The sequence below is a fragment of the Pseudomonas sp. PS02290 genome, assembly GCF_029960075.1.
Classification (GTDB): Bacteria; Pseudomonadota; Gammaproteobacteria; order Pseudomonadales; family Pseudomonadaceae; genus Aquipseudomonas.
The window spans coordinates 1-21,451 of the sequence record NZ_JASCOY010000078.1; the positions used below are offsets into that span (position 1 = coordinate 1).

15 protein-coding genes are annotated in these 21,451 nt (G+C 61.5%); 9 read left to right on the forward strand and 6 right to left on the reverse strand.

The genetic code is table 11. From position 1 onward, the window contains the following. Window positions 1–75 precede the first annotated feature (75 nt). Both QMX88_RS23225 and QMX88_RS23230 read right to left on the reverse strand, forming a co-directional pair. On the reverse strand, window positions 76–5,373 hold the full coding sequence (locus QMX88_RS23225) for a dermonecrotic toxin domain-containing protein (protein WP_282372574.1): 5,298 nt from the start codon (window positions 5,371–5,373) through the stop codon (window positions 76–78). A gap of 227 nt (window positions 5,374–5,600) precedes the next feature. Beyond that, a complete protein-coding gene (locus QMX88_RS23230; RefSeq protein WP_282372575.1) occupies window positions 5,601–6,164 on the reverse strand; it encodes an NADPH-dependent FMN reductase in 564 nt (187 codons plus the stop codon). 331 nt (window positions 6,165–6,495) lie between these two features. Between QMX88_RS23230 and QMX88_RS23235 the strand changes: the two genes are divergently transcribed. Continuing rightward, entirely contained in the window at window positions 6,496–6,708 is a 213-nt protein-coding gene (locus QMX88_RS23235) for a hypothetical protein (protein WP_192174094.1), read from the forward strand. An 81-nt stretch (window positions 6,709–6,789) separates the two neighbouring features. On the opposite strand, the gene QMX88_RS23240 is transcribed toward QMX88_RS23235, so the two are convergent. From QMX88_RS23240 to QMX88_RS23255, 4 genes are all read right to left on the reverse strand, one after another. Beyond that, on the reverse strand, window positions 6,790–7,356 hold the full coding sequence (locus QMX88_RS23240; RefSeq protein ID WP_192174095.1) for a GNAT family N-acetyltransferase: 567 nt from the start codon (window positions 7,354–7,356) through the stop codon (window positions 6,790–6,792). A gap of 91 nt (window positions 7,357–7,447) precedes the next feature. Continuing rightward, entirely contained in the window at window positions 7,448–8,194 is a 747-nt protein-coding gene (dnaQ, locus tag QMX88_RS23245; protein WP_192174125.1) for a DNA polymerase III subunit epsilon, read from the reverse strand. A 258-nt stretch (window positions 8,195–8,452) separates the two neighbouring features. Continuing rightward, window positions 8,453–8,905 (reverse strand): ribonuclease HI, encoded by a 453-nt coding sequence (rnhA, locus tag QMX88_RS23250; protein WP_192174096.1) that lies wholly within the window; start codon window positions 8,903–8,905, stop codon window positions 8,453–8,455. Window positions 8,906–8,951: 46 nt separating this feature from the next. After that, window positions 8,952–9,710, reverse strand: coding sequence for a class I SAM-dependent methyltransferase (locus QMX88_RS23255; RefSeq protein WP_282372576.1), 759 nt, complete (start codon window positions 9,708–9,710; stop codon window positions 8,952–8,954). Window positions 9,711–9,809: 99 nt separating this feature from the next. Here QMX88_RS23255 and gloB point away from each other — a divergent pair, with 99 nt between their 5' ends. From gloB to fabI, 8 genes are all read left to right on the forward strand, one after another. Then, window positions 9,810–10,589: a hydroxyacylglutathione hydrolase gene (gene gloB, locus QMX88_RS23260; RefSeq protein ID WP_282372587.1), complete on the forward strand. Its 780-nt coding sequence runs from the start codon at window positions 9,810–9,812 to the stop codon at window positions 10,587–10,589. 99 nt (window positions 10,590–10,688) lie between these two features. Next, window positions 10,689–12,302, forward strand: coding sequence for a lytic transglycosylase (locus QMX88_RS23265; protein WP_282372577.1), 1,614 nt, complete (start codon window positions 10,689–10,691; stop codon window positions 12,300–12,302). Window positions 12,303–12,448: 146 nt separating this feature from the next. After that, entirely contained in the window at window positions 12,449–14,278 is a 1,830-nt protein-coding gene (locus tag QMX88_RS23270; protein WP_282372579.1) for an extracellular solute-binding protein, read from the forward strand. Then, window positions 14,275–16,170: an extracellular solute-binding protein gene (locus QMX88_RS23275; RefSeq protein ID WP_282372580.1), complete on the forward strand. Its 1,896-nt coding sequence runs from the start codon at window positions 14,275–14,277 to the stop codon at window positions 16,168–16,170. Before QMX88_RS23270 ends, QMX88_RS23275 begins: the two co-directional genes overlap by 4 nt. A 1-nt stretch (window position 16,171) precedes the next feature. Continuing rightward, entirely contained in the window at window positions 16,172–17,245 is a 1,074-nt protein-coding gene (locus tag QMX88_RS23280; RefSeq protein ID WP_237252271.1) for a microcin C ABC transporter permease YejB, read from the forward strand. A gap of 1 nt (window position 17,246) precedes the next feature. After that, on the forward strand, window positions 17,247–18,266 hold the full coding sequence (locus QMX88_RS23285; protein WP_282372584.1) for an ABC transporter permease: 1,020 nt from the start codon (window positions 17,247–17,249) through the stop codon (window positions 18,264–18,266). A gap of 1 nt (window position 18,267) precedes the next feature. After that, a complete protein-coding gene (locus tag QMX88_RS23290) occupies window positions 18,268–19,878 on the forward strand; it encodes an ABC transporter ATP-binding protein (protein ID WP_282372585.1) in 1,611 nt (536 codons plus the stop codon). Between the two features lie 19 nt (window positions 19,879–19,897). Beyond that, on the forward strand, window positions 19,898–20,692 hold the full coding sequence (fabI, locus tag QMX88_RS23295) for an enoyl-ACP reductase FabI (RefSeq protein ID WP_282372586.1): 795 nt from the start codon (window positions 19,898–19,900) through the stop codon (window positions 20,690–20,692). The last annotated feature ends 759 nt before the right edge of the window (window positions 20,693–21,451 follow it).

Here is a 21,451-nt window from a genome sequence, read left to right on the forward strand (position 1 = left end):
CCCCACCCCGCGCGTAAGGGGCCCCCCCCCCCCCCCCCCCCCCCGCCGCCCCCCTCCGGGCGCGGCGTCTGTCACTCAGCGCCCGCCTGGCGCGGGGCTTGGCGCGACAAAGCTGCGTCTTCCCAACTGGAGGACAAGCAGGGTCACCGAATCGGCATTGGCCAGGAGAACTCGACTGCGTTTGCGTGCATCGCCGAGAAACGCCTCACGGGCTTCATCCATGGTTTTGCTGCGGGTGAGCTTCAGGATTGCATCATGCTCGAAGCCCTCTTCCTCATCGAAATCACGCCATTCGCCCTCCTTCAAATGCAAAAACAGCTCATCTCTTGCGCTCAGATGCGACAGGCCATGGGTTTGCATGAGCTGGATATCCGCTTTCAGCTTAATGTTGTTGGCGTTGTTTTCCTGCAACAGGTCCGGATACGGTGCCGTGCTTTCCAGATAGGCAATGTCGTGGGTATCGAGCGCCAGGTGCGAGAGTTCGTGGATCAGCGTTGCGGCGCGGTAATGGGCCGGGCAATCAAAGCCTTGGGTGGCCGCCTCGGGCGTGAGCGGAAACTGCGGCGCATCGAAATACCGGTCAGTCAGGAACACGCGCTTTTTCGGGTCTCTTTTGATCACAAAGCCCATGGTGGCTGCGTGGCCCGCGCGGTTGGTGCCCACCACAAACCGGGGCGATGAGTAAGGCGACAACGACGCATCCATGACCTCATCGAACAGCGTCTTGATCGCGCGTTCGGTATCAACCAGCAACTTGTGATCGGGCGTACTGACACCGAAAAAATCACTGATGATCTGCGAGACGCGCGGGTGCAGTGGAGTCCCAGGCTCATGCACGTTCAGGTTATCCAGAGCGTTTTCAAGGTAGCGTTTGGCCTGCAGATGAGCCTCGCCGATATGCTGCGCGCGTTCCCGAAAAAACTTGCGTATCTCGGGCATGCCACTGGCTTCGATGAGCAACACGTCATCGGCGCTGACGTCCGCCGCGTGTGTGCGCAGCTTGGTCATTGCGCCGCCCCCGCCCTTTAGACCGGACTCGATGTCCAACTGCCAGCGCTGATTGTCATCCAGCCTGAGGCGCGGGCCGAGTGTGCGGTCAGCGCCAATGATCATCCATCTGCCATCCTTGGCCTGGCGGCGCACCTCATAGACCCGTCCGGCGACCGCCGCATAGGCCTTTCCGTTGGCGGGGTCCATAAACAGACTCAGCAATTCATCGCGACGCAGGTCTTTCAGCGAGATGTTTCGGGCTTCCAGCGCCTGCAAACGCTTCAGTTGCTCGGCGGTGAGTGTGACGCCGCCCCAGGAAAACTCTGGCGGCGTCAACTCCTCGTCCGTGACCAGATCGCCCCCGATCAGCTCGTCCTTCTCGGCCTGTTCCCTGGCCGTCACCATCACGCCCAACGCGGCAGAAAATTCGGAAATAGCCTCGCCCCAGTGACGCCCGGCCGCCGACGCAGCCGATGCACGAAACAGCGTATGGCTCTGCCAAAACGCGACCATGGCGGCAAACTTGCCGGGCACAATGCTCAGCGCCTGCTCCAACCCCAGCGAAGCCAGAAACTTGCGCGACGCCTGATCGGCCTCCTCGGTGGTGACCGTATCGGACGCGCCAATGTCCACCAGCAGGCTCACGGTGTCGGTGAACATGAACTGCAGCGAGTTGCCTTTTTCTTCAGCCAGCGAAACCGTGACCGGCCCAGGCGTGTGAGTGGGCACATCGCCCGGCCCCTGGTCAAAGAACGGCAGATGAGGCTCGATGAACCCGCCGTGCTCATATCGCTTGCGCACCTCCGGGTCCAGTCGCTCGAGCACCAGGTGTTGCAGCGTTGCGTCACTGCGCAGATCGGCCAGCAGTGCAGACAGGCTGGCGTACTCGCGGAAGACTAAATCCGGGTGGAACACCGCGTGCAAAATCACCGGGCCGCTGTCAGGGTGCTCGGCACAGATCAGGTAAACGCCCTTGACAGGATCGGGCGTCATGCCTTCATCGGCGACCAGCCGCAGGGTACTGATGACCGTGCGCTCACCGTCCAACGGTTCGCGGGCAATACCGTCGGGCATTTCAACCACCCGCGAGATGAATTCGCAGGCTCGGGGACTCAGCTTTCCTTGCAGCTTCTGCTGCATCGCCACCGCCTGCATCATCGGTGGCAGTTGATTGACAAACAGCGTGTTGCGCTTTCCCCAGTTGACGTCCGCTGGAGTCAACGTCTGCCGCAACAGGGTTCGGAACCCTGCGCCGACGTCCAGCCCACGGGCAGTCCTGCGCACATAGTCCGGGGTCATCAGGCGGCCGATATCGGGGTATTCGGCGGAGTGGATACTCAACGCCGCTTCTGGAAAATCAACGAAGCGATTGATGGCGTAATCAGTGAGAGACTCACTGTGCTCAAGGGTGGCGGCGGGAATCGCTGACGGGATCTGCCCAACGCCGGATGGCGCGGCGACATAACGACGCTGGGTAACGGTGATCTGGTCAGGGTCCAGATCGCGCTCGGGGAAATCCTTGCGCAGCTGATCGAACAACCTGCTGCGCGCGTATTCAGTCAGCGTCGGGAGGTCAAAGAGAAAATCCTCGTCACCTTCGCTGGCGAGAAAAAAACGACGCCATATCTCGTTATACGCACGAATGTCGCTGGCCGATGCAGACTTGAACCAGTCCGGCAACAGCTCTTCAAACAATGTGTTGTCGATTCGGACCGCCAGAGCGTCGAGCATGTCGACCAATTGCGCATCCAGTTCGGTGGCGCGGGCAACGCGAGTGAACAGCCCGGCTTCAAAACGACAACGCCGGGCACGGGCGCACAGTTGCTGGAGGTTCTGTAACTGGCGGTTAAACACAGTCTGTTGCAACGCCTCGATCGCATGGCCATCGCAGCGACTGAAATCAAAGCGGACCTGCTCCGCCGGTTGCGCCCGCAGGTGGTTGCGCAACAGCGTACGGTCGCGCTCCCCCACCAGAGCCAACCAGCGCTCGCTGTGCACGCTGCGCAATCGACTGCCTAGTTTGTCGGTCAATGCCTGCACGGATTCGAAATGCTCCCAGCCCTGCACGCTGCTCCAGAACATCAAACCTGCACCGGTCCGCCGCGGTTGCCAGAGCACCATTGAATCGCTGAGGGTGGCCCCGGCGCCGGGTCCATATACCACCGACAACGAAAACACCTCGGTCATCGACAGGCCCGATTCTGATCTCTGCGCACGGACAGGCGCGTTGAGCACTTGCATGACCATGTGCGCCGCCTCGCTCGGGACCACCTCCATTCGCTGCCTCAGCGCCAGGTCCAGCCGCAACGCGTCTTCCCTGAGCACCAGCGCCATGGCAACCGGTTGCAGCTGCCTGTCGCCCAGACGCGCAAGGGCCGTGCGCGATCGTCCAAATCGGTCGAGGTAGTGCTCGACGAAGTCCGAAGCAACGCGCTCGAGCATGACGTTAATCAGTTCGACATCGAGGTGCGCCCCCGCTGCTTGAGAAGTGAGCAGCACCTGGGCCGTGTGTGCGAGGGCATCAGGACGGTGCCCACTGACGCGCTCAAGCAACAGCGCCACCAGATCCATTGACGTGGCGCGCAAGGACTCACTGATGGCGACAGAACTCGGCTCGACATCGGAGGCGGCAACCGGCAGCGATTCCAGCCAGCGCACCCGTATCTCACTCGCGCGCAGGCCGCGTGCCGAAGCCGCGCATAGATAGCTTTGCAGTGCCTGCTCGGCGTAGCTGACCAGAAAGTTGTCCAACTGGCGCAGGTGGGCCGCACTGGCATCGGATACCTGGGTTCTCTCCAGCCACGACGGAGGCGACGGCTGTAGCGCAGTGGGCTGGGAAGGTCCGGAGGCGGAAGGTTCAAGGACGGCGCTCTCAGGCTCTGGCGCCGGGACGACCTGAATCAGGTCATCGTTGGCGCTGCTGCACCAGACGGCAGCAAAGTCCATCGGTTGGTCGTGCCGCCAGCGCCCCGCCGTGAAATGCATCTGACGCGGGTCGATCAGGTAACGCACGTCCAGCGCATCGTCATACATCGCTGAGACCTTCACGGGCTCAGCCGACAACCCCGTCACGTACTGCAGGTTACGCAGCTGGAGCGCAAGGACGGAGTCCACCCGTTCGCGGAACAAGGGCCCGTCGATGCTATCCAGCGTAAGGGTCAAATGACCTTCACGCAGCAACAGCGGCTGGTCCGCCAGCGCCAGTGTCGGGCGCAACATCTCGCGCCCTTCCGGGGTCGAGCAAAAAGCACTCAGTGCCGTCAGGTTGGCGAATCGACGCAGGCCGTGCTCCGGGGTAAACCACAGCAGCGGCAGCTCGGCCGGGGAGAAATCGAAAACCAGTGTACCGGCCAGTTGTGTGGCTGTTCCGTCGGCCAGGTGCAGCACAAGACGTCTGCAGCGCAATTGAGCTTCCGACGAAATGTATTGCGGTCCGGACATGAGCAACGGCCTCAGCATTTCGTGCTCCTGCCGACTGAGATTGCCCTCATGGCCGTAGCGGTAGAGCTCATGGCACAGGCTGGTCGCGTAGACCTGGACCGCCACGTCGCGGCAGGAACCGGTCCCGCGTTGCTGGCTCCAGTAATCACGCAGCAGCCAGGCAAATTGGTCCGGCAGCGCAGACATCGTGTCGGTTATGGCCTGAGCGAACAATTGTGAGTCGCGTTCGCTCACCACTCGGCCCTGTGCATCCAGGAATTGCGGCGTCACGCCTGGCGCCTGCTCGGCATGGCAAAACGCTTCAAACGCCGTTTGAGAGAGCGTCTGGGTCATCAGCACAAGCTCGTCGCCGGCACCGAAAGCCGGTTGCGCCATGCGCATGAGGTGCCTCGCCGGATCAATCTGCTGATCCGGCAAGAGCCGACGCAGCTGCAGGGCCAACGCGGAGGTGACAGCGCCGACCAGGTCTGGCGTCAGCTTCAGTCGCTCGGTGAACTGCCTGACCGAATTTGCCTGATATTCGACGATGGCCCGCATCTCCACGCGAAAAACGTCATCGTCGATTTTCTCGTACTCGAACGCCGCCGAAGGGGCGTTGTTTGCAAACCGGCCGAGCAATGCCTCCAGCAACTGCTGGCGACCGTCGAAGGCTTCGACGCCGGACGCCAGCGTGAACAGGAATATCCGTGGGTCGCTGGTCTGGCCGTGGCTGAACATCAGCGCAGCACTGAGTTCCAGCGAAGTAGGCAGGCCGTCATTGAGCAGCAACCGATCGACCCTGACCGGATCGGGATCGTCGGCGCCCATCGCGCCTGCCGCGCGTTTAAGCCAGGTCTGTTCAGATGAGCGGAGCACGCCGGCAGCAACGGCGCGGTCGACTTCGTCGAGAAAGCGCTGTCGCAGTGACGCGCTGTTGAAGTACGTGGTGGTAACGGTAGGCATTGCAGCTCCTTGAGCACAAACGCCCGCGGCTGGCATCGGCCAGGCAGGGGCAGGAAAGGCTGGGAGCGTAGGGAAGAAATCCACCGCAACTGCGGTACATAACGCTGTACACGGGGAGGGAAATTCAGGATTGAATGGCGAAGACGCGGCGACGTCCGGCCATGAATGCGAAAGGCCTGCACGTAGAGTGGCGTGCAGGCCTTTTCATCGGAAGACAGTCCAGCCGATCAGGCTTTCGACGTGCGCTCAACGTGCCCGGCGAAGGCGTCGATGATGTTCTGCAGGAACGGGCGGGTTTTCTCGTTCAGCTTGCCCTGTTCGTCAAAGAAGGTGCCCGCGTTGCCCAGGTACGCTTCCGGCTGCTGCATGCACAGCACGTCGAGGAACACGAAGCACTGGCGCAGGTGCTGGTTGGCGCCAAAACCGCCGATGGCGCCCGGCGAAACGCTGACCACCGCCGCCGGCTTCGCACTGCCCCACGCGCTTTTGCCGTAGGGGCGCGAGCCGACGTCGATGGCGTTCTTCAGCGCGCCCGGCACCGAGCGGTTGTATTCCGGGGTAACGAACAGAAAGCCGTCTGCCCCCTGCAAGGCTTCACGAAAGGCGGTGTACGCGGCGGGCGGCGAATCATGGTCGATGTCTTCGTTATAGAGCGGCAGGTCGCCAATTTCGACGATGCTCAGTTTCAGGCTTGGCGGCGCCAGTTCGGCCAGTGCACGGGCCACTTTGCGGTTGATGGAATCTTTCCTCAAGCTGCCGACGATGACTGCAATCGAATGAACCTGGCTCATGAAACGGACCTTCTGCTGTTGGAGGAGATAACAGTTATAGATGAAACAGGTGCGCAATTCTGTGTTGTTTTTCCGTTGCTAATCATCGAAGGGTTCGATGCTGTAGCGTGGGTTATCGGCGCATGTGCGTCGCGCGGGCCGCGCGACCGTCGCTCGCGACTATTTTTCCGAGGGCCGAAAACTCCCCCTGAAAACCGCGGTCTGACTGCCTTAGGCGAATAAGGTCCTGATAGAAATTTGGGAATTACCTTACAAGCGGACACGGTTTATTCACTCGCGGTGTTAGGATGCGAGCGAAAACGAGCAGTTATTTCCAGAGGTTACAAAGCAAATGGCTTCAGTTCTAGTTGGGCAATTTCATGCGCGGGACGCGGAGGGACGCGTTTACTCGGTGCATGAATTCCGTGAATCACAGCCCGATGAGGCTGATGGCAAGGAGCCCGTTTCAACTTATCGCCTGGCCATTGGCGACCGCGTCAAGCACTTGAGCGGAGAGGAATTCGAGTTGATTCAAAGCAAGGTCGTACTGACAAGAGAGCGCTGAGGCGCTGCTGCAAGCCCGGCTCTTTACACACAGGCCGCTCACGTCGCGCGGCCACGAGTCAGGCCATACGGGCTTGCAGCTTCAATCGACGACAGGCCCGTCGAACAGCAGATACCAGAAAATCGCCGCCTCTTGCGTACCCGGATCTATCGCGCGATAACGCAGATGATCCACCCCGCCGACCACAAATCCGTAGCGCTCATATAACCGACACGCCGCCAGATTATTGTTCTGGGTTTCCAGGGTAATGCCCGGCAGACCACGCTTGCGGCTCCAGAACTGCGCCACGTCCAGCAGCTTTTGCGCCACGCCATTGCGCCGCGCGCCGTTGTCGACTGCCAGCTCATCGATGTGGGCGAAACCGTTCCAGTGCTGGCTGACCACCACATGCCCGACCGGCTGTTCATCGAGCCAGGCCACCAGCACAGTGCTGTCGGCGGCGTCCCGATAATGGCAGAACTCTTCGGAATCGATACCGTAGTTTTTCAGGTAGGGCTCGACAGGTTCGACGGGCCACTGCGCCACGGGCTCGCCGATCTGCACCCGGGCATAACCGGTAACGGTGAACGTGAATTCGCTGTTGAGGATGTAATCCTCGAAGCACTCGTCAGCGACACGAATGCTGAAAGTCGGGCTGGACGTGTTCACCATGGGCCTCCTGCACCATTACCGGATCGACACCACCTTCTCTCAAGGCCGCTGCCTGGCGCAAGCAGGGCCTTGAACGCCGCTGCCATCGTCAGGCTTCGGCCTGAGTCTGCGCTTCGAGCAACTGAGTCCACAGGGCCGGGGCACCGGCGGATTTGGCGATCACGGCCAGACGCGCTTCGTGCTCCGCCAGCTCGGCCTCGCTGGCGACGATGATGCGGCCCGGCGTGCGGTTGGCGATCCGGCGGATCTCGGAAGGACGATCAGCGCCGCCCTCTCCATCGTTGTTGCCGGCCAGCGACAGGGTCGTCTGGCCACCGGTCATCGCCAGATAGACTTCCGCGAGAATCTCGGAGTCGAGCAAGGCGCCGTGCAGTTCGCGGCCGGAGTTGTCGACGTCGTAGCGTTTGCACAGGGCGTCGAGGCTATTGCGCTGGCCCGGATGCCGCTCGCGGGCCATGGCCAACGTGTCGAGGATGGTGCAGTAGCTGCTGAGGTTGGCGCGATCGTGCTGGCCGATCAGGGCGAATTCGTTGTTCAGAAAGCCGACGTCGAACGCCGCGTTGTGGATGATCAGCTGAGCGCCTTTGATGAACTCGAAGAATTCGTCGGCGACTTCGGCGAAACGCGGTTTGCCGATCAGGAACTGGTCGGTGATGCCGTGAACGCCAATGGCGCCCTCGTCACTCTCCCGGTCCGGTTGCAGGTAAACGTGGAAATGCCGCCCGGTCAGACGCCGGCCAACCAGCTCGACGCAGCCGATTTCGATGACCCGATGGCCATCGGTGACGGGCATACCGGTGGTCTCGGTATCGAGGACAACCCTTCGTTCAGTGATGATGTTTTGTACAGTCATTGCCTACCGCCTCAGCTTCAGGCGCGGATATTAGCATGGGGGTTTTGGGATGTGGGCGGCCTTGCCAGACCGCACCTGCCAGTGTGGGAGCGAGCTTGCTCGCGAAGAGGTCAGTGCCTCCACTCAATCTCTAGCAGCCGGAATGCCGCATTCGTGAGCAAGCTCACTCCCAAAGGGTCCGTGTTTGCTCCACGACCGCGCAGCATCTGGACGACGGAGATTTCGCGCAGGACTCAGCCATCAGCCGTGCTTGATACCGCGCACTTCATCCACCCCACGGTTCGCCAACTGGTCGGCGCGTTCGTTGCCGGGATGGCCGATATGCCCGCGCACCCACTTCCAGCTCACGTTGTGCCGGCTGACCTGCTCGTCCAGCTGCTTCCACAAATCGGCGTTTTTAACCGGTTCTTTCGCCGCTGTCTTCCAGCCGCGCTTCTTCCAGTTGGTCATCCACTCGGTGATGCCTTTCATCACGTACTGCGAGTCGGTCACCAGGATCACTTCACATGGCCGCTTCAGCTCTTCCAGGCCGCGAATGGCGCCGAGCAGCTCCATGCGGTTATTGGTGGTGTTGGCTTCACCGCCCCAGAGTTCTTTTTCAACGCCTTTGCACACCAGCAACGCACCCCAGCCGCCAGGGCCCGGGTTGCCCTTGCAGGCGCCATCGGTGAAGAGTTCTACGGTATCGCTCATTACGATGTTTCCAGAAAATTGAGAAAGCGTGGCGCCGGCCGGACAATCAAGGCTCGGGCGTGCGCCGATTGACCTTGGCCATGGGCAACGGCAGCAGTTTGCCCATCGGCTCGCGACGCGGCATGCGCACAGGCCGCAATCCGACACTCATCTTGCGCGCGATCAATAGATAGAAGCCGCCGCCGGGACTTTGCCAGCCATCGCCGAGACGTTCGAGTCCGGCCAGACGGGCCTGCCACTTGGGCGAAGCGAGCGGCGGACGATAGCACCCGAAGCGGCGTTTCTCCAGCGCGAAGCCCAGCAGGTTGAGCCAGTCGCCGACCCGTGAAGGCGAGATGCAGCGGGCCCTGCGCAAGGCATCGTTGGCAAAGAAATGACGAATGCCCCAGGTGCTCCAGGGATTGATCCCGACGATCACCAGGTGCCCGCCGGGACGCACGCTGCTGGCGGCTTCGCGCAACAGGCCGTGGGGCGACAGGCAGAAATCCAGGCCATGCTGCATGACCACCACATCGGCGGCGTGCTCGCTCAACGGCCAGGCCTGCTCTTCGCAGACAATTTCAACGCCCGGCAACGGCGCGCCCAGCCGCACGTTGCGCTGCACTTGCTTCGCCGCTGGCGGCGTTTGTGCCGACGGGCCGTAATGCACCAGATAGCCGCCAAAAAAACGTTCGAGCTCTTGCTCCAGCACGCGGCTTTCTTCTTCCAGCAACAACTGCCCCAGGGCCCCGGACAGCCAGTCGCGGGCGGCGCTGATCAGCTCAAGCCATTCAGGATCGGCCTGGGCGAACGCTTCATCGGTCATTTCCGGTCTCCATGAGAGGGTCATTGCGATAGAGACTCGCCTCGAGTCTGTTCAGACCCTAAGATGCTTCTCTATGTTTCCAGCCAAGCGAACCGCGCCATGATACAGGTCGATGCCCTGCCCGCTTTCAGCGATAACTACATCTGGTTGTTACAAGACAATGCCGTCAAGCGCTGCGCCGTGGTTGACCCGGGTGATGCTGCCCCCGTCATTGCCTGGCTGGAACGCAACCCGGACTGGCGCCTGACCGACATTCTCATCACCCATCACCACGCGGACCACACCGGCGGCGTCGCGCAACTTAAAACGCTCACCGGCGCCAGGGTCTACGGCCCGGCCAATGAGAAGATTCCGGCGCGGGACGTGGCCCTGTCCGACAACGACCAGCTCACCGTACTCGGCCTGACATTTGCCGTCCATGCAGTCCCCGGCCACACCCTGGGCCACATCGCCTTTTACCACGCCGACGCGCAACAGCCGCTGCTGTTCTGCGGCGACACGCTGTTCGCTGCCGGTTGCGGCCGGTTGTTCGAGGGCACCCCGCAGCAGATGCATCACTCCCTGAGCCGGCTCGCCGAGCTGCCGGACAGCACCCTCGTCTACTGCGCCCACGAATACACACTGAGCAATCTGCGCTTTGCCGTGGCGGTCGAGCCGGAGAATGCCGACGTGCTGCAGCGCTTCGAGCAAGTGACGCAATGGCGTGCGCAAAACCGCATCAGCGTGCCGTCGACGCTGGCGCTCGAGCGCAAGACCAATCCGTTTCTGCGAGCCTCCGTCATCTCCGTGAAACAAAAAGCAGACGAACGGAGCGGAACCCACAACGCAACGTCCACAGAGGTCTTTGCGGCGCTGCGGGCATGGAAAGATAAGTTCTAAACAGGCGGCGAATCAGCACGGAAATTCTGAAAGGTTGACCGTTCAGCAGCCACTTTCTAGAATCGCCCGACATTTTCGCCTGGAACTATCCCCCAGCCAATGTCGTCATCTATACGTAAAACCTTCAATTCCGACACATTGACTCGGTTGGCCCAGGCAATCGCGGTGGTCGCGAGCGCGACACTGGCAGGCTGCCAGAGCACCGGCGGCCTGGAATCCGGCAACGGCGCCAGCGCCGGTCACCCCGTCGCCAGCACCAAACCGAAACCTGTTTATATCGCGCGCAAACCCGTGCCGCTGGCCCCGCCCCATGATGTCTGGGAGCGCATGCGTCAGGGTTTCCAGCTGCAAGACGGCAACGACCTCAACCCGCGCATCGATCAGCAACGCCTCTGGTACGCGAACAACCCGTCGTTTCTCGAAACGGCCGGTAACCGCGGCAGCTTGTACATGCACTACATCGTCGAGCGACTGGAAGAGCGCAACATGCCCCTCGAGCTGGCGCTGCTGCCGGTGATCGAGAGCGCCTACAACCCGATGGCCTTGTCGCGCAGCGATGCGGCGGGGATCTGGCAGTTCATTCCGTCCACCGGCCGCTACTTCAACCTGCGCCAGACCAATTTCTACGACGGCCGCCGCGACATCACGGCGTCCACCACGGCAGCTCTGGATTACCTGACCAAGCTGCACGACATGTTCAACGGCGACTGGCTGCTGGCACTGGCAGCCTATAACGCCGGCGAAGGCACGGTCAGCCGCGCCATCGAACGCAACGAAAAGCTCAACCTGCCCACCGATTACTGGAACCTGCCGCTGCCGCAGGAGACCCGCGACTACGTGCCGAAACTGCTGGCGCTGTCCCAGGTGGTCATGTCGCCGGACGCCTATGGCGTCAACCTCAACCCGATCGACAACAAGCCGTACTTCCAGGTGGTCGAGCTGAATCAGCGCATGGACCTGTCGAAAGTCGCCGCCATGGCGAACATCGACGAAGACGAGCTGGTGCAGCTCAACCCTGCGTTCAAGAAGCGCCTGACCATCGACGGCCCTCAGCACTTGCTGGTGCCCACGTCAAAATCCCAGTTGCTGACGGCGAACCTGTCGAACATGAAGCCCGAAGAGCTGGTCGACTGGCAGCAATACCGCGTACGCCCGGGCGACAGCCTGGCCAGCATCGCCAGCCGCTACAAGGTCTCGACCAGCACCCTCAAGGACATTAACAAGCTGTCCGGCAACCAGGTGAAACGCGGCCAGGCGCTGACGATTCCGGTGCAACCGGGCATGCAGTACGCGATGCCGGTGTTTGAGGAAGTCGCCGAGGTGGACGAGAAGCCCGCGCGCACCCGCAGCTACAGGGTGAAAAAGGGCGACAACCTGGTGCAGATCGCGCGTATCAATAAGGTCGACGTCAAGGATTTGCAGCACTGGAACAAGCTGTCCGGCCAGAACCTTAAGGTCGGCCAGACGCTGGTCATGCAGGACAACAGCAAACCGGCGAAAGCCAGCTCCCGTGCCGTGGCCAAGGCCGACAGCAGCGCCAGGGGCGAGGACGCCGGCAAGAAGTCGATGCAGTACAAGATTCAGAAAGGCGATTCGATGTACCTCGTCGCCAAGCGCTTCAACGTCGAAATGCAGCACCTCAAGCGCTGGAATCCGCGCAGCGGCCAGGCGCTCAAGCCAGGGCAGACGTTAACGGTTTATTTGCCCCATTGATCTAGCGCTCGCCGCGACCTCGTGGGAGCCACCTTGCTCCCACAGGCTCTCGCCAAGGTCGGCACCCTCCAGCCGCCCCCACCACCCTTTTTCCAGCCGATACAAGCTGTTACTGTGACCGACCGCTGCCTGGATCGACCGCCGACTTGATACGTCACCTGCTGCTGACTTTCAGCCTGGTCTTGAGCACGACAGCCGCCGCGACCATCAGCGAAAGCCATGGTTACGCACAATTCGGCGTCCTCAAGTACCCTGCCAGCTTCACGCATTTCGACTGGGTCAATCCTGAGGCGCCGAAGGCTGGCACCCTGCGAATCATGGCCAACGGCACGTTCGATACCCTCAACCCCTACACCTTCAAGGGCAGCAGCCCGATTTCGACGCCCAACTTCGGCCAGTATGGCGTCAGCGAGCTGAACGAACCGCTGATGGTCGGCACCGGCCAGTACGACCCCTCCGGTGATGAACCGACCTCCAGTTATGGCCTGATCGCCAAAACCGTCGAGTACAGCGACGACCGCAGCTGGGTGGTGTTCAACCTGCGCCCCGAAGCACGCTTCCACGACGGCAAGCCGATTACCGCCTACGACGTGGCGTTTTCCTACAGAACGCTGCTTAAGGACGGTCATCCGCAGTACCGCACCGCGTTGCAGGAAGTGCAGCGGGTGGACATCCTCAACCGCCACCGCATTCGTTTCGTGTTCAAGCGCTCCGGCAATCCATTACTGATTCTGCGCCTCGGCGAGCTGCCGGTTCTGCCGCAGCATTACTGGAAGAACCGCGACTTCAAGGCCACCTCCTTCGAGCCTCCGTTGGGCAGCGGCCCCTATCGCATCACCCAGGTGCGGCCGGGGCGCAGTCTGGTGTTTGAACGCGTGAAGGATTACTGGGGCAAGGACCTGCCGGTCAATCGCGGCAAGTACAACTTCAACCGAGTGGAAGTGGAGTTCTACCGCGACGCCGACGTGGCGTTCGAAGCGTTCAAGGCCGGTGAGTTCGACATCTACATCGAGCATCAGGCGAAAAACTGGCTCACCGGTTATGACTTCCCGGCGGTGACTGAGGGCAAGGTGATCAAGGCGCAAATCCCGCACCAGATCCCCACCCAGACCCAAGGGCTGTTCATGAACACCCGTCGCGGCGCGTTCGCCGACATCCGCGTGCGCGAAGCCTTGGGGCTGATGTTCAACTTCGAGTGGACCAACCGCACGCTGTTCAACGACGCCTACATGCGCTCGACGAGCTACTACCCCAACAGCGAATTCACTTCCAGCGGACTGCCCGCCGGCCGCGAATTCCTCATGCTCGCGCCCTACCGCGAGCAACTGCCGGCCAAGCTGTTCACCCAGCCCTTCGAAGTGTCGAAAACCGACGGCGGCGGCGTGCCCCGGGATTCCATTCGCAAGGCGCTGGGGCTGCTGGCCGACGCGGGCTGGACATTCACCGAGCGCGGCTTGACCAACAGCGCAGGGCAGCCGTTGCGTTTCGAAATACTTCTGGTCAATCCCAACCTAGAACGAATCCTGCAGCCTTACATCGAAGACCTCACGCGGATCGGCGTCGACGCGCACCTGCGCACCGTCGACCGCGCCCAATACAAACAGCGGCTGGACCAGTTCGATTTCGACATGATTCTGATGACCCTGAACCAGACCCTCAGTCCGGGGCTGGAGCAATGGCAGTATTTCCATTCCAGCCAGGCCAACATCAAAGGCAGCAAAAATTACGCGGGTGTTGCCAACCCGGTGGTCGACAACCTGCTCAACCAGTTGCTGGCGGCAAAAACCCGGGATGACCAGGTGGCGGCCACCCGCGCCCTGGATCGCGTGTTGCTGTGGCAGCACTACATGATCCCCAACTGGTACCTCAATAATCATCGTCTGGCGTACCGCAACCGGTTCGCCATGGTCACCACCCCGCCCTACACCCTGGGCCTGCGTGCGTGGTGGCTCAAGCCTTCGGAGAAAACCCAATGACTGCCCTGCGCTCCCTGACCCGCGCCGGCGGCCTGTTTCTGAGTCCGTTCGTGCTGGCCCCGCTGCTGCTGGGCGTGACCGGTGCAGCCCACGCGGCCCCGCAACACGCCATCACCCTGTACAACGAAGCGCCGAAATACCCGGCGGACTTCAAGCATTTCGATTACGTGAACCCGGACGCGCCCAAAGGCGGGATTCTGCGCAGCGCCGGTTTTGGCGGCTTCGACAGCCTCAACCCATTCATCAGCAAGGGCGTGCCTGCCGACGACATCGGCCTGATCTACGACACCCTCGCCCGCCAGGGCCTGGACGAGCCGTTCACCGAATACGGCCTGATTGCCGGCAAGATCGAAAAGGCCCCGGACAACAGCTGGGTGCGTTTCTATCTACGCCCCGAAGCGAAATTCAACGACGGCCATCCGGTTCGCGCCGAAGACGTGGTGTTCAGCTTCGAGACCCTGATCAAGGACGGCTCGCCGCTGTACCGCAGCTATTACGCGGACGTTGATCAGGCCGTCGCCGAAAACCCGACCACGGTGCTGTTCAAGTTTAAGCACAACGATAACCGCGAACTGCCGCTGATCCTCGGCCAGTTGCCGGTACTGCCAAAACATTGGTGGGCTACCCGCGACTTCAGCAAGGGCAACCTGGAAATTCCGCTGGGCAGCGGGCCGTACAAGGTGGTCGAGGTCAAGGCCGGGCGCTCGGTGCGCTACGAGCGGGTCAAGGATTACTGGGGCAAGGACCTGCCGATCAACAAGGGCTTCTACAACTTCGACCGGTTGTCCACCGACTACTACCGCGACAACACGGTGGCGCTCGAAGCACTGAAAGCCGGCGCCTTCGACTACTGGCAGGAAATGGCGGCGAAGAACTGGGCGACGGCCTATGACGTTCCGGCTGTCAGACAGGGCCGTCTGATCAAGGAAGAAATTCCCAACGGCAACCCCCAGGGCATGCAGGGCTTTATCTTCAATCTGCGCAAGCCGATGTTCCAGGACGTGCGCGTGCGTCAGGCCCTCAGCCTGTTGCTCGACTTCGAGTGGACCAACAAGCAGCTGTTCTTCGGCAGCTACACCCGTACCAAAAGCTATTTCGACAATTCCGACATGGGCGCTAAAGGCCTGCCGACGCCTGCCGAGCTGAAGATTCTCGAACCTCTGCGCGGCAAGCTGCCGGAATCGGTGTTCAGCGAGGAATTCAAACTGCCGGTCACCGATGGCAGCGGGATTATCCGCGAGCAACAGCGCAAGGCGTTCCAGTTGCTCAAGGAAGCCGGCTGGAAGATCGTCGGCGACAAGATGGTCGACACCGAAGGCAAGCCCGTCACCATCGAGTTTTTGCTCGCCCAGACCGAATTCGAGCGGGTGTTGCTGCCGTACAAACGCAACCTGGCCGACATCGGCATTGACCTGGAAATCCGTCGGGTCGACGTCTCCCAGTACATCACCCGCCGCCGCTCACGGGACTACGACATGATCGTCGGCAGTTTCCCGCAATCGAGCTCGCCGGGTAACGAACAGCGCGAATACTGGGACTCCTCCGCCGCCGACAAACCGGGCAGCTACAACGTGATCGGCCTCAAGGACCCGGCGGTGGACACGCTGGTGAACGGCCTGATCAACGCTGACTCGCGCCAGAGCCTGATCGATCACACTCGCGCCCTCGATCGCGCGCTGCTGTGGGGCTACTACGTGATCCCGAACTGGCACATCAAGACCTGGCGCGTGGCGTACTGGGATCACCTGGGCCACCCGGGAAAAACCCCGCTGTACGATATCGGCACCGTGACCTGGTGGGTCAAACCCGACGCGACGCCGGCCATTCCCGTGCAAGTCCCGCCAGATCAAGTGCCGGCCGACGCCGAGTCATCAAAAGGCACGGAGCAATAACATGCTGGCCTACATCCTGCGGCGCTTGCTGCTGATCATCCCGACCCTGTTCGGCATTCTGCTGATCAACTTCGTCATCATCCAGGCGGCACCGGGCGGTCCGGTGGAGCAGATGATCGCCAAGCTCGAAGGCTTCGAAGGCGCCACCAGCCGCATCGCGGGCGGCGGCGCGGAAGTCTCGGTGGCCGGCTCGACCTATCGCGGCGCCCAGGGCCTGGACCCGAGTTTGATCAAAGAAATCGAGCACATGTACGGCTTCGACAAATCGGCGCCGGAACGCTTGTGGATCATGGTCAAGAACTACGCCCGGCTGGATTTCGGCGACAGCTTCTTTCGCGACGCCAAGGTCATCGACCTGATCGTCGAGAAGATGCCGGTGTCGATCTCCCTCGGGCTGTGGAGCACGCTGATCATGTACCTGGTGTCGATCCCCCTGGGGATCGCCAAAGCCACGCGACACGGCAGCCATTTCGACGTCTGGACCAGCTCGGCGATCATCGTCGGCTACGCCATCCCGGCGTTCCTGTTCGCCATCCTGCTGATCGTGGTATTCGCCGGCGGCAGCTATTTCGACTGGTTCCCGTTGCGCGGATTAACGTCGAGCAACTTTGATGAGATGAGCTGGCTGGGCAAAGTGGGCGACTACTTCTGGCACCTGGTGCTGCCGATCACCGCGCTGGTCATCGGCAACTTCGCCACCATGACCCTGCTGACGAAAAACAGCTTTCTCGATGAGATCGGCAAGCAGTACGTGATCACAGCCAAAGCCAAGGGACTGACCCAGCGCCGCGTGCTCTACGGCCACGTATTCCGCAACGCCATGCTGCTGGTGATCGCGGGTTTCCCGTCGGCGTTCATTGGCATCTTCTTCACCGGTTCCCTGCTGGTGGAAGTGATCTTTTCCCTCGACGGCCTAGGCCTGATGAGCTTTGAAGCCGCGATCAACCGTGATTACCCGGTGGTGTTCGGCACCCTGTTCATCTTCACCCTGCTGGGGCTGGTGGTGAAACTGATCGGCGACCTGACCTACACGCTGGTTGACCCACGCATCGACTTCGACCGCAGGGATCATTGATATGACGCTGTCCCCTCTCAATCGACGCCGTTTCGAACGCTTCAAGGCCAACAAGCGTGGCTGGTGGTCGCTGTGGCTGTTTCTGATCCTGTTCGGCGCCGGCCTGGGCGCCGAGCTCATCGCCAACGACAAGCCGCTGGCCGTGCGCTACGACGGCGAGTGGTACTTCCCGGTGTTCAAGCGCTACCCGGAAACCACCTTTGGCGGCGAATTCCCGCTGGAAGCCAACTACAAAAGCCCGTACATCAAGGAGCTGCTGGCAGCGAAAGACGGCTGGACGCTATGGGCACCGATTCCGTTCAGCTACCAGAGCATCAACTACGACCTGAAGGTCCCGGCCCCTGCCCCGCCTTCGCGGGAGAACCTGCTGGGCACTGACGATCAGGGCCGTGACGTGCTGGCGCGCGTGATCTACGGCTTCCGCGTGTCGGTGCTGTTCGCCCTGACGCTGACGATCCTCAGTTCGATCATCGGCGTGATCGCCGGGGCGCTGCAGGGCTTTTACGGCGGCTGGGTCGATCTGATCGGCCAGCGCTTCCTGGAGATCTGGTCCGGGTTGCCGGTGCTGTATTTGCTGATCATCCTCGCCAGCTTCGTCCAGCCCAACTTCTGGTGGCTGCTGGGAATCATGCTGCTGTTTTCGTGGATGAGCCTGGTGGACGTGGTGCGCGCCGAGTTTCTGCGTGGCCGCAACCTGGAATACGTGCGCGCCGCCCGGGCGCTGGGCATGGAGAACGGCGCAATCATGTTCCGCCACATCCTGCCCAACGCAATGGTCTCGACCATGACCTTCATGCCGTTCATTCTCACCGGCGCGATCGGCACGCTGACCGCGCTGGACTTCCTCGGCTTCGGCCTGCCCGCCGGCTCGCCTTCCCTGGGCGAACTGGTCGCGCAAGGCAAATCCAACCTGCAGGCGCCGTGGCTGGGCATAAGCGCCTTCGCCGTGCTGGCGATCATGCTGAGCCTGCTGGTGTTCATCGGCGAATCCGCCCGCGACGCATTCGACCCGAGGAAATGAGATGAGTCAGGACAATCTGGTCGAGATCCGCGACCTCTCCGTCGAGTTCGTGAACGGCAACAGCGTGCAGCGGGTGGTCGAAGGCATCAGCTTCGACATCCGCAAGGGCGAAACCCTGGCGCTGGTCGGCGAAAGCGGATCGGGCAAGTCAGTCACCGCCCATTCGATTCTGCGATTGCTGCCCTACCCGCTGGCGCGCCACCCGACCGGGACGATTCGCTACGCCGGTGATGACCTGCTGACAGTCAGTGAGAAACGCCTGCGGGGCATTCGCGGCAATCGCATCGCGATGATCTTCCAGGAGCCGATGACCTCGCTGAACCCGCTGCAGTCCATCGAAAAACAGATCAACGAAGTGCTCGGCCTGCACAAGGGCCTGACCGGCAAAGCCGCGACGCGGCGCACGCTGGAGCTGCTGGAGCTGGTGGGGATTCCGGAACCGGCCAAGCGCCTGAAAGCCTTGCCCCACGAGCTGTCTGGCGGCCAGCGCCAGCGGGTGATGATTGCGATGGCCTTGGCCAACGAGCCCGAGCTGCTGATCGCCGATGAGCCGACCACCGCGCTGGACGTCACCGTGCAGCTGAAAATCCTCGAGCTGCTCAAGGAATTGCAGGCCCGGCTGGGCATGGCCTTGCTGCTGATCAGCCACGATTTGAACGTCGTCAGGCAAATTGCCAACCGCGTATGTGTCATGCAGCGCGGTTGCATCGTCGAACAGGCATCGTGCGAAGAGCTGTTCCGCGCGCCGCAGCATCCGTACACCCGTGAACTGCTCAGCGCCGAGCCCAAAGGCGGGCCGGCGAACAATCCGCCGGGCGCGCCGATGCTGGAAGTCGAAGACCTGCGGGTCTGGTTTCCGATCAAGAAAGGCGTGTTCAAGCGCACAGTCGATCACGTCAAGGCCGTCGACGGCATTCACTTCAGTCTGCCCAAGGGCCAGACGCTGGGGATTGTCGGCGAGAGCGGCTCGGGCAAATCGACGCTGGGCCTGGCGATCCTGCGGTTGATTCGCAGCGAAGGCGAGATACGCTTTCAAAGGCAATCGCTGGCGGGAATGAATCAGCATCAGGTCAGGCCGCTGCGGCGACAGATGCAGGTGGTGTTTCAGGACCCGTTCGGCAGCCTTAGCCCGCGCATGTCGGTGTGTGACATCGTTGGCGAAGGCCTGCGGATCCACAAGATGGGCACGCCGGTGGAGCAGGAAGCGGCGGTGGTCGAAGCGCTCAAGGAAGTGGGTCTTGATCCAGCGACCCGGCACCGCTACCCCCATGAGTTTTCCGGGGGACAACGGCAAAGGATCGCCATTGCCCGGGCATTAGTGTTAAAACCGGCGCTGATTTTGCTGGACGAGCCGACGTCGGCACTCGACCGCACCGTTCAGCGTCAAGTGGTGGAGCTGTTACGCTCCCTGCAAACCAAGTACAACCTGACGTATTTGTTCATCAGCCATGATCTGGCGGTGGTCAAGGCGTTAAGCCACCAACTGATGGTGGTGAAACAAGGCCAAGTGGTCGAACAGGGTGTGGCAGAAGACATCTTCGCCGCACCGCAACATCCTTATACACAGCAGCTGCTGGAGGCCGCCTTCTTGGCGCCGGCAGCTGTCGATTAACCTGAAGAGGAACAAAACAATGGGTTTTCTCGCCGGTAAGCGCGTCCTGATCGTCGGTGTCGCCAGCAAATTGTCCATCGCATCCGGTATCTCTGCCGCCATGCACCGCGAGGGCGCTGAGCTTGCCTTCACGTATCAGAACGAAAAACTCAAGAAGCGCGTCGAGGAATTCGCCGAGAGCTGGGGTTCGAACGCTGATCTGTGCTTCCCTTGCGACGTCGCCAGCGACGAAGAAATCGCCAAGGTTTTCGAAGAACTGAGCAAAAAGTGGGACGGCCTGGACTGCATCGTGCATTCCGTGGGCTTCGCGCCGGGCGACCAACTGGACGGTGACTTCACCCAGGCCACCACCCGTGAAGGTTTCCGCATCGCTCACGACATCAGCGCTTACAGCTTCGTGGCCCTGGCCAAAGCCGGCCGCGACCTGATGAAGGGCCGCAATGGCAGCCTGTTGACGCTGTCGTACCTGGGCGCCGAGCGCACCATGCCGAACTACAACGTGATGGGTATGGCCAAGGCCAGCCTTGAAGCCGGTGTCCGTTACCTGGCCCGCAGCCTCGGCCCGGAAGGTACCCGCGTCAACGCAGTATCGGCTGGCCCGATCCGTACCCTCGCGGCTTCGGGGATTTCGAACTTCCGCAAAATGCTGGCGGCGAACGAGGCGCAGACTCCACTGCGTCGCAACGTGACCATTGAAGAAGTGGGTAACGCAGGCGCGTTCCTGTGCTCTGACCTGGCGTCCGGTGTCAGTGGCGAGATCATGTACGTCGACGGTGGTTTCAACACCACGGCGATGGGTGATCTGGAAGGTTGATGGTTGCCTGCCCGTTTTCAGCGTGATGACGCGCTGAAGACGGGCGCAAGACCTGCAAGCGCCGGCTAGCTGGCGAAAGCGGTGGATCAGACGGCCCTGGGGCTTAATGATCTGCCGTTTTTTTTCGTCCTACGTTTGGCGCTGCTTTCGACGTGAGAATTCGAGATCACGGTGGCGCTTACTGGATCTGCCTAATGGCGGATATTTCGCCTCCGGCGAGTTACCTGGAAAAGTCGAAAGTCGCACCGTCCCCAAGTAACCAAGGGTGCTTGCTCCCGGTTTGGCCCGACTTCGTCGGGTTCCCTCACTCCGACGACGCTCCGTGGGCCCGCGCCGAACGGGCATCCATGCCCTAGCGGCGCTCTCGCGGCATCCATGCCGCTCGGCCCACTCCCCGTCGTCTGCGTTCGGCCTGCACCCAAGTCGCGATAGGCGTTGTCTGGGCGTTATGTGTATGAAGATCAAGATCAAGTGCAGATCAAAGGCTTCCCGGCTAAAGCCGGTCCCACTGAAAGCACCGCGCGCCTGCTGTTGGACCGCATACGTAATGTAGGACCGGCTTCAGCCGGGAAGCTTTTGCTTTTGCTTTTGCCTTTGCCGTTGCTCTTTTACGCGATAGCCCAAACACCACAAATCGCGACTTGGGTGCAGGCTGAACGCAGGTCTCGCGCAGTGGGCCGAGCCGCATGGATGCGGCGAGAGCGCCGTCAGGACATGGATGTCCGTTCGGCGCGGGCCCACGGAGCGAGACCGGAGTGA

What these genes read in the sequence shown, in the direction of transcription:
- QMX88_RS23225 (WP_282372574.1), bottom strand. Translation starts at nt 5,373, where the DNA reads ATGCCTACCGTTACCACCACGTACTTCAACAGCGCGTCACTGCGACAG.
- QMX88_RS23230 (WP_282372575.1), bottom strand. Translation starts at nt 6,164, where the DNA reads ATGAGCCAGGTTCATTCGATTGCAGTCATCGTCGGCAGCTTGAGGAAA.
- QMX88_RS23235 (WP_192174094.1), top strand. Translation starts at nt 6,496, where the DNA reads ATGGCTTCAGTTCTAGTTGGGCAATTTCATGCGCGGGACGCGGAGGGA.
- rnhA (WP_192174096.1), bottom strand. Translation starts at nt 8,905, where the DNA reads ATGAGCGATACCGTAGAACTCTTCACCGATGGCGCCTGCAAGGGCAAC.
- QMX88_RS23255 (WP_282372576.1), bottom strand. Translation starts at nt 9,710, where the DNA reads ATGACCGATGAAGCGTTCGCCCAGGCCGATCCTGAATGGCTTGAGCTG.
- gloB (WP_282372587.1), top strand. Translation starts at nt 9,810, where the DNA reads ATGATACAGGTCGATGCCCTGCCCGCTTTCAGCGATAACTACATCTGG.
- QMX88_RS23265 (WP_282372577.1), top strand. Translation starts at nt 10,689, where the DNA reads ATGTCGTCATCTATACGTAAAACCTTCAATTCCGACACATTGACTCGG.
- QMX88_RS23275 (WP_282372580.1), top strand. Translation starts at nt 14,275, where the DNA reads ATGACTGCCCTGCGCTCCCTGACCCGCGCCGGCGGCCTGTTTCTGAGT.
- QMX88_RS23280 (WP_237252271.1), top strand. Translation starts at nt 16,172, where the DNA reads ATGCTGGCCTACATCCTGCGGCGCTTGCTGCTGATCATCCCGACCCTG.
- QMX88_RS23285 (WP_282372584.1), top strand. Translation starts at nt 17,247, where the DNA reads ATGACGCTGTCCCCTCTCAATCGACGCCGTTTCGAACGCTTCAAGGCC.
- QMX88_RS23290 (WP_282372585.1), top strand. Translation starts at nt 18,268, where the DNA reads ATGAGTCAGGACAATCTGGTCGAGATCCGCGACCTCTCCGTCGAGTTC.
- fabI (WP_282372586.1), top strand. Translation starts at nt 19,898, where the DNA reads ATGGGTTTTCTCGCCGGTAAGCGCGTCCTGATCGTCGGTGTCGCCAGC.